Raw genomic sequence first — 13,823 nt, forward strand, 5'->3', positions numbered from 1 at the left:
TATGTTTAATAAAATAATTAACTAATGAAATTGTTGGTTGAATTATTTAACCAATAATTTTGAGAAGTGTTAAATAGAAATTCTCCTGATATTGTTAATAAAGAGAAAGTAGCAGTTATTACCATGACTTGAGCCCAATCGAATGAGCTTAGTGATTCCTGTAATTGCCACCCTAATCCTACTCCTCCAACTGCACCTATAATTGCTGTTTCCTTTAGGATTACGTCACTTCTATATGCTCCATAAGCTAAATAACTATTACTTTGGGGGGCTAATATTCCATAAAGAGTTGCTGATTTCTTTTTTGATCCATTGCTTTTAATTGCTCGATAAATGGTTTTTTCTTGATTTAGTATGTTATCTGTAAGTAATCTTCCCATGGCCCCCATATGTGTAATTCCTAGTGATAATGCGGCTACAGATATATTAGGATTAGTAAAAAGAAGAATAAGTATAGTGGTCAATGGAGGAGGTATCAATCTAAAGAAGATCCAAATAAGATTTTGAACTTTTAGAGAGAATTTACCTGGTAATAATACTAGTAAAAGAGGAGGTGTACCTATTGCAATCCCAGACGCAAAAAAAGTTATTAAAATAGTTGTAATTATTAGATTAAACAGAGGTAAGGTATTAAATCCATTTCTTATTTCTACGAATGAAGGGAAATTCAAATACGAAAAGCTTAATGGAGTAAATATCTCAAAATTTAGATTATAAAGCCAACTAATACCTAATGATAAAGATAGTGAAAATATTAAGATTGAAATTAAGAAAGAATTCTTAAGAATAATTTTTTTAGATAAATGATTTCTTAAAAATCTTATAAATTTCTCAAATAAAATTATTACTAACCAAAGCATCCACAAACAAGTCCACATTTCATTGAACTCAAAGGACTTTAAGGTTAAATATAGTTCTGTTCCTATACCTCCTAATCCAAATATTCCAAGTAATGTTACACTTCTAATTGCACATTCAAATCTGTAACTTCCATATGTAGATACAATGGGTATTAACTTTGGAAGTAAAATAGTTATAAATGAGCTCATAAAATTAGATCCGGTTTGCTTGATTGCTAATAGGGCTTCTATGTCAAAACTATCTAATTGCTCTGAAATTACTCTTGCGGTTAAGGCTGAATAGGGAATGACTATAGATATAATTGCCACCCAAATATTCAAGCCTAAGATTTGTATAAATAGCAAGCCCCAAACTACTTCATGTATTGATCTTGGAATTGCTAATGAGTATTTTATGAATTTACCTAAATAAGAAAATTTAGAAATACTTTTCCAAAATAAATCTGTAGATAGTACACCTAAAAGAATTCCAATAAGTATACTGATAACCCAGCTAATTAAAGCAGTAGCAATTGTTATTTGAAGTCCTTCCCATGCGCTTTTAACTACTTCTAGATTTAAAGATGGTTTAATTGCTGATCTTATGAAGAGAAATATGATACCTAGACCCCCAAGATGAAGCCCTTTAATGATTTCTATTAGAATGGGGATGTAGGCTATTGATGGGATTAATGTTAATAAAGTTGATACTGGTTTTATTAATTTCATCATCAATTAAATATGCAATCAAATTCTGATTGCTTAATATTATAAATTTCTCTATCTATTACAATCTTTCCATCTTTTAACGCAATAACTCTATTGAAATAATTTATTAGATTTATTTGATGAAGACTTATAAGTATGGTCTCAGGGATTTTGATTCTAAGATAATTTTTTTGATTAATAAATAAATTTAAGATATTTTTTGATAATAGAGGGTCTAAATTTGAGAAAGGTTCGTCTCCAAGAAGAATCTCTGGTTCTTGTCTTAAAAGACGCGCAATTGCTATTCTTTTTTTTTGCCCACCAGAAAGTTTATTTATATAGGAATAAATAGTTTCTTTAGGCAGAGAGACTGCTGCTAAGCACTCTTGGCATAAACCTTTGTCTACGACTCCTAGGAGATTTTTTAAAGCCCATATGAAATTGTGTTTACCTAATGCACCGCAGTTTATATTCTGTGCGACATTTAGCTCTTCTATTAAAGATAAATCCTGCCATATAGTTCCTATTTTTGACGACTCAATATTTGAGATACTGTTAATGTGAGAACCTTTCCATGTTACATCCCCTTCGTTTGGGATTAGTGATCCATTCGCGATCGAGATTAAAGTACTTTTGCCAGATCCACTCTTGCCAATAAGCGCTATCTTCTCACCTTGATTTATTGTTAAATTAATATCTTTTAATCTAATAATTTCTTTACTTTTATGGCTTATATTCTTTAATTCTAGTAACTTAGTCACTTAATCTTCCCAATTTTTCTACCTACTTTTTCTATTTTATTATAATTCTCGTTTTTTGATATTGTAAATTTCTTTGCGCTAAATAATTCGAGAATTTGTTTTTGTTTCTTTGACTTTTCATTGAAACTTAAAAATACATTTGTAAGCTCTTTCGTAAAATCTCTTCTGAACTTTTTATCTAGGTTTCTTTGAGCAAGCCAATGATAATTATGATAAGAAGGAGTCTTCCAAATTACAAAGACTTTTGAGGGATCTACGCGTCCTTTCTCAAGATTTCTCTTCCACACTTCTTCGCTAAGAGCACCTGCCTCATATGAACCACTTTGCACGAGAATTAGTGTTGTATCGTGACTACCACTAAAGCCAGGGCTTCTACCTTTGAAATCTTTAAGTTGAACTCCTGCTTCGTTTAAAAAATATTGTGGCATCAATCTTCCTGATGTTGAATTTTCAGAGCCAAAAGTAAAACGCTTACCTTTTAGTGCTTTTAAGTCATTTATGTTGTTTATTTTTTTGATTGAACTTTTCTTGTTTGCAATAAAAACGCTATGGAATTTTTCATCAATATCTCTTTGAGCTATTACCTTGGATCCTTTACTTTGAAGTCTTGCTTGTACACCCGTTAAACCACCAAACCATACTAAATCTAGATTCCCGGTTCTAAAAGCTGTTACAGCTGAAGCATAGTTAGTTACTGGTTTATAACGGACTTGAACATTGAGTTGCTCGCTTAATTCAGAGGATAATATTTTATATAAACGATTCAGGTGCTCTGGGTTTTGATCTGGTATCGCCCCAATGCGAAGTATTTCTTCTGCTTTTAATGAGCCAATATTAGATAAATTAAGTATTGATAAAAGAGCAATGGTTATTTTCGTAAACTTTATTTTTCTTATGGCTTGGTTCATTTTATTTATTTAAAAATCATTCAAGAGCTTTTCTAATCTATCAACTCCATCATTGATCATTTCATTTGAGGATGCATATGAGATTCTTATGCATTTGTCATCTCCGAAAGCAATCCCTGGAACTATCGCTAGGCCAACCTTCTCTAGCGCCAATTTACAGAAACTTATTGAATCTATTTCCTCTAGATTAATTTCTGGGAAAACATAGAAGGCTCCAGTAGGAGGGACAAATGAAATAGTTTTTATTTTTTTTAGTCTTTCTGTTATCAACAACCGCCTTTTGTTATAAATTTCTGCCATTTGATGAACGCAATCTTTTGAGCCCTGAAGTGCGGCAATAGCTCCTTTTTGAGCAAAACTACATACATTGCTAGTACTTTGACTTTGTAAAGCAATTGCTTTCTTTATTACCTCTGTATTTCCTGTTAGGTATCCAATCCTCCAGCCAGTCATTGCCCAGGCCTTGGCAAAACCGTTGACTGTGAAAATTCTATTTTTTAAATCTGGTGCTATTTTTGCGAAACTGTGATGAACTTGATTTGGAGAAATAAGAAATTCATAAATTTCATCACTCATTAAAAAAATTCTTGGATGTCTTCTTAAAAACTCAGAAATAATATTCATTTCTTGCTCGGTTAAAACGCAGCCTGTTGGATTACTTGGAGAGTTGATAATTAATAACCTTGTTTTATCAGTTACGTTTTCTTCTAGAGAATTGATATCTATTTTGAAATTATCTTTAGTTGAAGATTTAATTTTAATTGGCTTGGCACCAGCTAAAAGGGTTATCTCTGGATAACTAAGCCAATATGGTGCAGGTATAAGAACTTCATCTCCAGGATTAAGTACTACTTGAAATAAATTGTATATTGCCTGTTTCCCTCCATTTGTTACCAAAACATTGTCTGTTTTTGTAGGAACTTTATTAATATCTGATTGCTTTTGGGCAATGGCTTCTCTTAATACTGGATCTCCAGCAGCAGGTCCATAACGTGTTTTTCCATCTTTTAATGCTTTTAAAGTGGCATCGATAATAAATTCTGGGGTATCGAAATCAGGTTCTCCAGCGCTTAAACTACAAATGTTTTTTCCTTCAGCTTTTAAAGCCTTAGCTTTTGCGCTGATCTCAAGAGTTAGAGAAGGTTTTATTGAGAGAGCTCTTTTAGATATCTGTGATTTTTCAGTCATCTTCGAAGCATAACTTCAAAATGTATTTCTTAGATTCACTTTTAAAGTGAATTGATGTAATTACAAATTTACTACTTAATCAGATACTTGCATGCCTTTGATGAACATAAACTTTGTAATCGCTTCTAAAAACCCAAAAGAATTGTCTGGATTTTATGCCAAGATCAACTCTGACAAGGTGAATAAAGGTTTCAATGAAACTCATTATTTTATTTCATTAAGTAATCGATCCAAAATACATTTTTATCTACCTAATGAAAATCACGAATGGCAAAGGAAAGGAAACTCAACTTCACTGTGTTTTCAACGCGAACCTTGTGAAGATCCATCAAGAATTATAGAAAGCTGGACATCTGAGATCTTGAAAATAGGAGGTAGTGCTAAGGGAATCCCAAAATTGGCAAACTTTGGTTCTGAGCAATGGATGCTTGATCCAGAAAAAAACCAATTCTTAATTTTGGTGCCATATCTTTCAAGTAGATCAGATATGGAGGCCTTGATTTGAGCAATAACACTCCCCCTGAAAAGGGTATTTCTGATTTTCTAAATTTAGGCAATCCCATAAACAAAATCGTTGTATCAAGAGGAACCCCCTTAGCTAAGTTGATGATTGTTGGAGAGGCTCCGGGCGCAAAGGAGGAGGAGTTAGGAGAGCCTTTTGTCGGAAGATCTGGAAAGTTACTAGATCAATTGCTTCAAAATGTGGGGATTGATATCAGCCAAGATGTTTATTTTTGCAACGTGGTCAAATGTAGACCGCCAAAAAATAGACGCCCAACAAAGATTGAAATTCAAGAAAACCTTCCCTGGTTGTATCAACAAATTAAACTTATAAATCCAGAAATCATAGCTCTTGTTGGGTCTACAGCATTACAAGCACTTTTAAAAAATAAGTCCCCAATAAGCATTCTCAGGGGTAAATGGATTAATTGGGATGGAAGACTTGTTATGCCTATTTTTCATCCAGCTTATTTACTTAGAAATCAATCAAAAGAGGATGGTTCTCCAATGAGGTTAACTAAATCGGATTTTCTAAAAATCAAAGAAAAAATTGATACTTTAAAATAGCCCTCAGATATGTCATTCTTGTTTATTAAAGAGGCTCAATTGTTAACTCATGATTGCGACCCTGGAAAAAGATAAGAAAGAAAATAATGTTTCACAGCGTTATAGCACCAGAATTATTCGTAGAGATACTAGACCTGTAATGGTTGGAGATATTGGCATCGGAGGGGATAATCCAGTTCGTGTTCAGTCAATGATTAATGAAGATACGATGGATATTGAGGGTTCTACTGCTGCTATAAGAAGATTGCATGAAATAGGATGTGAGATTGTCAGATTAACGGTCCCCACTCTTGCAAGCGCAAAAGCTGTTGGAGAAATCAAGAAACTCTTAGCTAGTACTTATCAACCAGTTCCATTAGTAGCGGATGTTCACCACAATGGAATGAAAATAGCTTTAGAGGTTGCAAAGCATGTAGATAAAGTTCGTATTAATCCAGGATTATTTGTCTTTGAAAGACCTGATCCAAATAGAACTGAATTTACAGATGATGAAATAAAAGCAATTAAAAAGAAGATTATTCAAAAATTTGAACCAATTGTTAATACTTTAAAAGAGCAAAACAAGGCACTTAGAATAGGAGTTAATCATGGATCATTAGCAGAGAGAATGTTATTTGCGTATGGAGATACACCTTATGGGATGGTTGAATCAGCAATGGAATTTATAAGAATTTGTGATTCATTAGATTTTCATAATATTGTTGTTTCAATGAAGGCTTCGCGACCTCCAGTCATGCTCGCTGCTTATAGAATGATGGCAGACACTATGGATAAAGAGGGATTTAATTACCCTTTGCATTTGGGAGTAACTGAAGCTGGTGATGGAGATTATGGAAGAATAAAAAGTACAGCTGGAATAGGAACGTTATTATCGGAGGGGATTGGTGACACGATAAGAGTTTCCCTTACTGAGGCACCTGAGAAGGAAATACCTGTTGCTTATTCAATTTTGCAAGCAGTTGGACTTAGAAAAACCATGGTTGAATATATTAGTTGTCCTAGCTGCGGTAGAACATTGTTTAACTTAGAGGAAGTTGTAGCAAAAGTAAGAGCAGCTACTGTTCATTTGACAGGACTAGATATAGCAGTTATGGGTTGTATAGTTAATGGACCTGGAGAGATGGCTGATGCTGACTATGGTTATGTAGGTAAAGGAGTTGGAACCATTGCCCTTTATAGAAATAGAGATGAAATAAAGAGGGTACCTGAGGATGAAGGTGTTCAGGCTTTGGTTGATTTAATCAAAGAAGATGGTAAATGGGTAGACCCATAAAAATAGAAATATATTTTAATTGTTTTATTATTAGAAAAATTATTTGATAATTATGTTTAATAGGTTTTTAAAAATATTTTTATTAATAGCTATTTCCCCTTCGCCATCTTTTTCCTTCCAGTCTAATTCTTCTACTTTGATTACTAATAATCCAAAGGAGGTTATTGATCAGGTATGGCAAATTATATATCGCGACTTTTTGGACTATTCAGGAAAATATAATCCAGAAGATTGGATTAAATTAAGAAAGGAAATACTAACAACTAAATATTTTGATAATGAAGATGCATATATTGCAATAAAAGATATGTTGAAGGGATTAGATGATCCTTATACAAGATTTTTAGATCCTAAAGAATTCAATGAAATGAGAATAGATACAACTGGTGAGTTGATGGGAGTAGGTATTCAAATTTCTCTAGATGAAGTTACTAATCAAATTGTTGTTGTCTCACCAATAGAGGGAACTCCAGCTTTTCAAGCAGGAATAAAACCAAATGACATAATTGTATCTATAGACGGTAATCCAATCAAAGGTCTGAGTATAGATAGTACCGTTAAACTTATTCGAGGTAAAAAAGGAACTAAAGTTGAACTAGGTATTATTAGAGATGAAGAGTTATTAAATGTCTCATTAATAAGAGATAGAATTGAAATTAATGTGGTTGATAGTCGAATTAACAATACAGTTATTGGTGCAAAAATTGGTTATCTAAGGTTGAAACAATTTAATGCAAAATCACCAAAAGAAATGAGTTTATCGATTAATAAATTAGAAAAACAACAACCTTTTGGTTATGTATTAGATCTTAGAAGTAACCCTGGTGGTTTACTTGAGGCAAGCATTGAAATAGCTAGACAATGGATAAACACAGGAATTATTGTTAGTACTAAAACAAAAGATGGTATTACTGATATTAGAAAAGCAGAAAGTAGAGCTCTAACTAAAAGACCAGTGGTAGTTTTAATCGATGAAGGATCTGCGAGTGCTAGCGAGATTCTCTCTGGAGCAATTAAAGATAACAAAAGAGGAGTATTGGTTGGGAAGAAGACTTTTGGTAAGGGACTAGTTCAGTCTGTCAGATCTCTATCTGATGGCTCTGGTCTAACAGTTACAGTCGCTAAATATTTAACACCAAGTGGTAAAGATATTAATAAAAATGGAATAGAACCTGATATTAGAGTAGATCTTTTGTTGAATGATAAAAATAGATTAACAAATTCAGATCTAGGAACTTTAAAAGATAGTCAATATGTTGCAGCTGAGGGTATATTACTTAAAAAGTATAAGTTTGAAGGTAATAAAAATTCTTATAATCCATTAAAATCTAATTTAGGATTCGCCCTGAAAAAATAGCTAAAACTAATCAATTCTTTTGTATCCATACCAATCTGGAATAAGCTTTTCACTTCTTTTTTCTGGATCTGGGATTAAATTTATTTCCCAATTCTTTATTTTTATAGGATGTAAATCGTCAACTTTTTCTAAATAATTTATACCGGAGTAATTATCATTATGTTTTAAATCTAAATTTGACAACCAAATTTTTTTGGCTTTTCTTTTTGCCTCAATAGCTTTTTTTGCGACAATTAAATTGAATTCGTGTTCCTCATACATCTTTTTTGGATTGTATCCACCTAAATTAACAAACCAAAGTGAAAAATCTTCAATTCGTTTAGGAATTAAACTATCTTTATTGGATTTAGATATGATTATTTCATATCCATCAACATATTTAACACACTTATAACTATCAATGTGAAGTCCGCTTCTCTTCCCTAGCCATTGTTTTCTAAGCTCAGGAAATGTATCCTCTATTGTTTCACCTAGAACCCACCTTACATCGTGTATTTCTATATTACTTTTTAAGCATCTTCCCCCTAATACAACAATAAAAAGGGATAAATTCATAAGTTAATTTAATTACTCATATCCAACATCTTTTTCAGTGGCTTGTAGGCCATTGATCTGATTTGTTCGTCCATGTGTAATTCTGGTTTCATTTCTTTTAGACAATTTAATACTTTTTCTAAGGTATTCATTCTCATGTATGGACATTCATTGCAACTACACCCATCTAGTCCAGGTACTTCTATGTAGGTCTTTAAAGGGTCTGTTAATCTCATTTGATGAATTATTCCTGGCTCAGTGAGAACGATAAATTTATCATTCTCGCTCTCTTTAGAGTAATTCAGTAATTTGCTTGTTGAACCTATGAAATCTGCCAAATCTAATAGGTTCTCCTGACATTCTGGGTGGGCAAGTACTTCTGCTGTTGGGTTCTTTATTTTTAACTTTAAAAGAGATTCTTCGTTGAAAGTTTCATGAACAAGACATCTCCCAGGCCATAAGGTTAACTTTCGGCCACTTTGACGTTCAACCCATCTACCAAGATTCCTGTCTGGGGAGAATAAAATTGGTAAATCTTTGGGTAATTGTTTTACAAGATCAACAGCGTTACTACTTGTACAAATTAAATCGCTTTTTGCTTTTACCGCTGCGCTGCAATTTATGTAACTAATCGCAAAATGATTTGGATGTTTATCTAAGAATTTCTGGAAGTCATTTGGCTGGCAGTCGTCTGCAAGTGTGCACCCAGCATCAAAGTCAGGAAGAAGAACAGTTTTATCTGGACATAAGATTTTTGCTGTTTCAGCCATGAAATGAACGCCACAAAAAACAATTACGTCGGCATTCGTCTCCGAGGCTTTTCTGGATAACTCAAGAGAATCTCCAATGAAATCAGCTATGTCTTGTATCTCAGGCTCTTGATAATAATGAGCAAGAATTATTGCATTTCTTTTTTTACGCAAAAAATTGATCTCATCAATGAGATTATTGCTTGTATTTGAGACTGATGTATCAGTCTTGTAATAGGAAACAGTGGTAATTAGTTTCCAAATGAACGTGTTGGGGCAGTATAGAGGTTAATTTCCTAAATAATCTGTCAGATATCCGAATTGCTATCGCTGGGGATTTGCATGGGTCATGGAGTCAGGATGATCTGGATTTGCTTTTGGCGTTAAATCCTGATGGGGTTTTATTTGTTGGCGACTTATCAGATGGTGATTTAAGAATTGTTAGGGCAATAAGTAAAATTTCTATTCCCACATCAGTAATACTTGGAAATCACGATAGAGGGAAAGACGGGTCTGGCGAAATTTTAAAAGCACAACTGGATTTGTTAGGTGATAAGAATTGTGCCTGGAAATTGTCTAAATGGAAATTAAATGAGTTGTCAGTCGTTGGCGCCAGACCTTGCAGTGGCGGTGGTGGTTTTTTCTTAACACAAGAAGTCAAGTCTGTGTTCGGGGAGGTAAGCCTTGATGAATCTGTCTTTAGGATTGTTACTGCTGCCAAGTCTGCACCATTAGATTTCCCTTTATTAATACTTGCTCACTCAGGACCAGTTGGGCTTGGGTCAGAGTCATCAAGCCTTTGTGGCAGAGATTGGAAATTGCCATCAATGGATTGGGGAGATAAAGATCTTGGTATCGCAATAGATCAAATTCGTAAATTTAGGGTCCCAGAATTAGTCGTTTTCGGTCATACGCATCATCAATTAAGAATTGGGGGAAATCGTACAAGAAAAACTTTTACTCAAGATCTATGGGGGACATCATATTTAAATGCCGCTTGTGTTCCCAGAAGAGGTATTGATTCTGCAGGAGAAAATTTATGTCATTTCTCTTGGGTTGAGTTCTCGAACGGAAAGCTGATGCATGCATCCCATAGATGGTTCAGGAATGATGCATCATTAGCCTATAAAGAGATTTTATTGAATCAAAACAATTAGTATTGATTTAATTTAAATTATGTCTGAACGAGTTTCATTTAATTTGCTCATTTAAATCAGGGTCCTTAAATTTTTTTTCTGCAATCAAATAAGCACCTACAGCAGAACCTATAAATCCCAAAATATTTCTCATTAATGGCAAAACATCATTAGTTCTTGTTACGACAGGAGCAATACCAAAAATTCCAAATAGCATTATCCAAAGAGGAGAGAGGAGCAATAGCCAGCCTATTGAAAATGATTCATCAGCTTTTCTTGGTGAGGCAGCAAAACCTGCAATAATTCCACCCAAGAGAGAGGTTAATAATGTCCATTGCCATTGTTCCTGAGGTAAGCCAGGTACCACTTCGCAACCACCACGATCTAAGCAGGTTTCTACTGCTTTGATTGAAGCTAAGATTGCACCATCCTCACCGTTATCTCTTACATAAAATTGGTTTCCAAATCTTGTTTGTAATTCCACCCAGAAAATTCTTGGCATTAGGGCAAAATATGCATCTCCAACATTAAAACTAAGCAAATTCCCTCCTCTTGGGTCGGCAATTATGAGTAAGCTTGTCTCATCAAGATCCCAATAGTCTTTGACAGCCAAACCAGGAGTTTGTTCAAATTGCGACAAAACCCTTATTTTCCAGCCAGTTTCTTGTTCATAAGTATTAAGTGAGGTTTCTAAGTCTAATCTTTGTTTCTGACTAAGAGCTTTAGCAAGATCGATTATTGGTGTTTGTTCTTTTGGTAAGAGTTCAGGATTATCGTAAGCAAATGTTCTTTCTCCCATTGAAAACATAATCACTAGCCCCAAGCAGAAAATTATGACCTTCTTAAATGATTTTTTTAGCATGTGCTTAATTCTCTTTAAACCTATTCTCCATCATGATTGACCCGACTGCGAGATGCCCAAAGTGGTTGATCGAAAGGATTGTTGATTGTGGTGGCTCAATAAGTTTCCACAAGTATATGGATTTAGTTTTAAATGATCCTGAAAATGGATTTTATTCAACTGGGAGATTAAATATTGGAAGGGATGGAGATTTTTGCACTTCACCATCTTTGGGTAATGATTTTGCACGTTTATTAGCTATTCAAATTGTTGATTGGTTTTTAGATTTAGAAAAATCAGGAACTAAATCCGAATTACTTTCTCTTGTTGAGATTGGACCAGGAGAGGGAACTTTATCAAGAGATTTAATAGTCGCTATTGCAGAAATTTCACCTGCTTTAATCAGTAGAATTGAGCTTGTTTTAATTGAGTTAAATTTAGGTATGAAAAAACGACAAGAAAAAGTAGTTAATAACTTAGAGGGGATTAATTTTCGGTGGAGCAACATAGAAGATCTTATTTTAAGGCCAGTGACAGGTGTAGTTATTGCAAATGAGTTTTTAGATGCTTTACCAGTAGAGAGATTAGTCTTTACCGAAAATAATGTATTTAGACAAGGAGTTTCTTTGAGAAAAGTAAATGATGAATATTTTTTGGAGTTTGTTGACCTCAGTCCGACTTCAGAAATTATGAAATTCTTGCAGAATTCGAAAAGTCTTTTAAACATTGATTTTCCACCAAAGGGTATTTGTGACAGATGGATTACTGAATGGCATTGTGATTTGCCAATTTTGTTTGGAAAATTATCTAAGATATTAATGAATGGCTCTTTATTAGTTGTCGATTATGCGATGGAATCGAGGCGATATTACAGCCCAATGAGAAAGGACGGTACTCTTATTTCTTACAGGAATCAAAAAGCCAATTCAGATATTTTGAAAGACCCTGGTTTCAGTGATTTAACAGCTCATTTATGTATTGAATCAACTATTAATTATGCCATGACTAACGGATGGAAGTTTATGGGTGAGACTAGGCAGGGACAGGCTTTATTGGCATTAGGACTTTCAAAATTTCTTTTTTCTCTTCAAAATATAAGTAGTCAAGATTTATCGGCCGCTTTAAATCGAAGGGAGTCATTGTTGAGGCTCGTTGATCCAACGGGACTGGGGGAATTTAGGTGGTTAGCTTTCCAAAAGGAGAATAGTTATGATCTGGTTTTAAGCAATCGTTTTCTTGAAGAGCCAATTAACTAAGATTTTGCAAGCATTCATGTATTTCTTGGTTAGAGATATCGTTAAATAAACTTACTTCTCCAATTTTTAAGGGCATAACGAAACTCACTTTGCCGTTTTTGACTTTTTTGTCTCCCTTAAGTGAACTTAGAACACTTTCTAGTTCAAGCCCAGGCCACTTTGTTGGTAAACCTACTTTCTCTATTAATCTTTTTTGCCTGTTTGCGTCAATCTTTTCCCATAGTCCCCTTTGAAGCGCTAGTTGACCCACAGCAACCATCCCCATTGCTACAGCCTCACCATGAAGCCATTTCCCATAACCACATAGATTTTCTATTACGTGGCCAAATGTATGTCCATAATTTAAGAATGCTCTAACTCCACTTTCCTTTTCATCTTTTACAACAATTTCTGCCTTGGATTTTGCAGAACGCTTAATTATCTCTATTAGCAGCCTCTCATTTATTCTTGAAAGATCAGATATATTATCTTCCTTTTCAAGAAGTTCGAATAGTTCTAGGTCTGATATGATTCCGTACTTTATTATTTCGGCCATACCTGCTTTGAATTCTCTGGCTGGGAGAGTAAATAATGTCTTGGGGTCTATCAACACTAATTTAGGTTGATGAAAAGCACCAATAAGATTTTTACCTTTTGAATGATTTATGCCTGTTTTACCGCCAATTGATGCATCAACCATAGCAAGTAAAGTTGTTGGGATTTGGACTACATGTATTCCACGCAACCAAGTTGCAGCGGCAAATCCAGTCATGTCTCCAATTACACCACCTCCAAGCGCAATCATTAATGATCCTCTCTCTAACCTCGCTTCATAAGCCGCATCGTGGATTAAATCTATAGAAAGTTGATTTTTTTGCTCTTCGCCTGCTTTTAATATTAGAAGTCTTGGTTTGAATTTATTTTTAATCAGACTTTTTATTACACAATCACCATAATGATCTGAGACTTCCTTATTAGAAACGACTAATATTTTTAGTCCATCATTAAAACCAATTTTACGCAGCTCATCTCCTAAACATTCAAGGCTATTTTCCCCAATCACTATCTCGTATGGATTGCTGGTTAAAGAGACTTTTATATGGAGGTTGTCTTTATTCACAATTGTAAAGATGTAAGATTCTTTTTTTAATGACTTGTTTAGGCTAAACCACCAAAAGTGGAAGTAACTTTATAGTTGATGAACATAACTCATAAACCAATGATAT

The 13,823-nt window shown here is 34.0% G+C and carries 14 protein-coding genes; 6 read left to right on the forward strand and 8 right to left on the reverse strand.

What is annotated here, in order from left to right:
* Positions 1–17 precede the first annotated feature (17 nt).
* Genes AC6EIY_RS00540 through AC6EIY_RS00555 form a run of 4 tightly spaced genes read right to left on the reverse strand, consistent with a single transcriptional unit; the run spans position 18 to position 4,404 of the window.
* The gene (locus AC6EIY_RS00540; RefSeq protein WP_498507014.1) at positions 18–1,571 is read right to left on the reverse strand and encodes a PhnE/PtxC family ABC transporter permease; all 1,554 of its coding nucleotides are present in this window, start codon (positions 1,569–1,571) and stop codon (positions 18–20) included.
* On the reverse strand, positions 1,571–2,308 hold the full coding sequence (locus AC6EIY_RS00545) for an ATP-binding cassette domain-containing protein (protein ID WP_498507015.1): 738 nt from the start codon (positions 2,306–2,308) through the stop codon (positions 1,571–1,573). Before AC6EIY_RS00545 ends, AC6EIY_RS00540 begins: the two co-directional genes overlap by 1 nt.
* Complete coding sequence (locus tag AC6EIY_RS00550; protein WP_498507016.1) at positions 2,305–3,216, reverse strand: putative selenate ABC transporter substrate-binding protein; 912 nt, start codon at positions 3,214–3,216, stop codon at positions 2,305–2,307. Before AC6EIY_RS00550 ends, AC6EIY_RS00545 begins: the two co-directional genes overlap by 4 nt.
* A gap of 9 nt (positions 3,217–3,225) precedes the next feature.
* A complete protein-coding gene (locus AC6EIY_RS00555; protein ID WP_498507017.1) occupies positions 3,226–4,404 on the reverse strand; it encodes a pyridoxal phosphate-dependent aminotransferase in 1,179 nt (392 codons plus the stop codon).
* 100 nt (positions 4,405–4,504) lie between these two features.
* On the opposite strand from AC6EIY_RS00555, the gene AC6EIY_RS00560 reads away from it, so the two are divergent.
* The 4 genes from AC6EIY_RS00560 to AC6EIY_RS00575 are packed head-to-tail and all read left to right on the forward strand — an operon-like array spanning position 4,505 to position 8,102.
* On the forward strand, positions 4,505–4,909 hold the full coding sequence (locus AC6EIY_RS00560; RefSeq protein WP_498507018.1) for a lactoylglutathione lyase: 405 nt from the start codon (positions 4,505–4,507) through the stop codon (positions 4,907–4,909).
* Positions 4,906–5,472, forward strand: coding sequence for a uracil-DNA glycosylase (locus AC6EIY_RS00565; RefSeq protein ID WP_498507019.1), 567 nt, complete (start codon positions 4,906–4,908; stop codon positions 5,470–5,472). Before AC6EIY_RS00560 ends, AC6EIY_RS00565 begins: the two co-directional genes overlap by 4 nt.
* Positions 5,473–5,521: 49 nt before the next feature.
* Positions 5,522–6,745, forward strand: a complete 1,224-nt coding sequence (ispG, locus tag AC6EIY_RS00570; protein WP_498462502.1) for a (E)-4-hydroxy-3-methylbut-2-enyl-diphosphate synthase — start codon at positions 5,522–5,524, stop codon at positions 6,743–6,745.
* Positions 6,746–6,797: 52 nt separating this feature from the next.
* A complete protein-coding gene (locus AC6EIY_RS00575; protein ID WP_498507021.1) occupies positions 6,798–8,102 on the forward strand; it encodes a S41 family peptidase in 1,305 nt (434 codons plus the stop codon).
* Positions 8,103–8,108: 6 nt separating this feature from the next.
* Here the strand turns inward: AC6EIY_RS00575 and AC6EIY_RS00580 are convergent, their stop codons facing one another.
* Together AC6EIY_RS00580 and nadA are read right to left on the reverse strand one after the other, a co-directional pair.
* Positions 8,109–8,657 (reverse strand): DUF1543 domain-containing protein, encoded by a 549-nt coding sequence (locus AC6EIY_RS00580; protein ID WP_498507022.1) that lies wholly within the window; start codon positions 8,655–8,657, stop codon positions 8,109–8,111.
* Between the two features lie 8 nt (positions 8,658–8,665).
* Complete coding sequence (gene nadA / locus AC6EIY_RS00585; RefSeq protein ID WP_498508244.1) at positions 8,666–9,637, reverse strand: quinolinate synthase NadA; 972 nt, start codon at positions 9,635–9,637, stop codon at positions 8,666–8,668.
* A gap of 62 nt (positions 9,638–9,699) precedes the next feature.
* Here nadA and AC6EIY_RS00590 point away from each other — a divergent pair, with 62 nt between their 5' ends.
* The gene (locus tag AC6EIY_RS00590; RefSeq protein WP_498508245.1) at positions 9,700–10,542 is read left to right on the forward strand and encodes a TIGR04168 family protein; all 843 of its coding nucleotides are present in this window, start codon (positions 9,700–9,702) and stop codon (positions 10,540–10,542) included.
* A gap of 34 nt (positions 10,543–10,576) precedes the next feature.
* On the opposite strand, the gene AC6EIY_RS00595 is transcribed toward AC6EIY_RS00590, so the two are convergent.
* A complete protein-coding gene (locus tag AC6EIY_RS00595; protein WP_498508246.1) occupies positions 10,577–11,329 on the reverse strand; it encodes a TPM domain-containing protein in 753 nt (250 codons plus the stop codon).
* An 86-nt stretch (positions 11,330–11,415) separates the two neighbouring features.
* On the opposite strand from AC6EIY_RS00595, the gene AC6EIY_RS00600 reads away from it, so the two are divergent.
* On the forward strand, positions 11,416–12,618 hold the full coding sequence (locus AC6EIY_RS00600) for a class I SAM-dependent methyltransferase (RefSeq protein WP_498507023.1): 1,203 nt from the start codon (positions 11,416–11,418) through the stop codon (positions 12,616–12,618).
* Here the strand turns inward: AC6EIY_RS00600 and aroB are convergent.
* A complete protein-coding gene (aroB, locus tag AC6EIY_RS00605) occupies positions 12,611–13,717 on the reverse strand; it encodes a 3-dehydroquinate synthase (protein WP_498507024.1) in 1,107 nt (368 codons plus the stop codon). The genes AC6EIY_RS00600 and aroB overlap by 8 nt on opposite strands.
* Between the last annotated feature and the right edge of the window lie 106 nt (positions 13,718–13,823).

The sequence above is a fragment of the Prochlorococcus sp. MIT2304 genome (assembly GCF_059772405.1).

Excerpts from the sequence above, each read along its gene's own strand:
- AC6EIY_RS00540 (WP_498507014.1), bottom strand. The coding sequence starts at position 1,571 with ATGATGAAATTAATAAAACCAGTATCAACTTTATTAACATTAATCCCA.
- AC6EIY_RS00555 (WP_498507017.1), bottom strand. The coding sequence starts at position 4,404 with ATGACTGAAAAATCACAGATATCTAAAAGAGCTCTCTCAATAAAACCT.
- AC6EIY_RS00580 (WP_498507022.1), bottom strand. The coding sequence starts at position 8,657 with ATGAATTTATCCCTTTTTATTGTTGTATTAGGGGGAAGATGCTTAAAA.
- AC6EIY_RS00560 (WP_498507018.1), top strand. The coding sequence starts at position 4,505 with ATGAACATAAACTTTGTAATCGCTTCTAAAAACCCAAAAGAATTGTCT.
- AC6EIY_RS00600 (WP_498507023.1), top strand. The coding sequence starts at position 11,416 with ATGATTGACCCGACTGCGAGATGCCCAAAGTGGTTGATCGAAAGGATT.
- ispG (WP_498462502.1), top strand. The coding sequence starts at position 5,522 with ATGATTGCGACCCTGGAAAAAGATAAGAAAGAAAATAATGTTTCACAG.
- AC6EIY_RS00550 (WP_498507016.1), bottom strand. The coding sequence starts at position 3,216 with ATGAACCAAGCCATAAGAAAAATAAAGTTTACGAAAATAACCATTGCT.
- AC6EIY_RS00595 (WP_498508246.1), bottom strand. The coding sequence starts at position 11,329 with ATGTTTTCAATGGGAGAAAGAACATTTGCTTACGATAATCCTGAACTC.
- AC6EIY_RS00575 (WP_498507021.1), top strand. The coding sequence starts at position 6,798 with ATGTTTAATAGGTTTTTAAAAATATTTTTATTAATAGCTATTTCCCCT.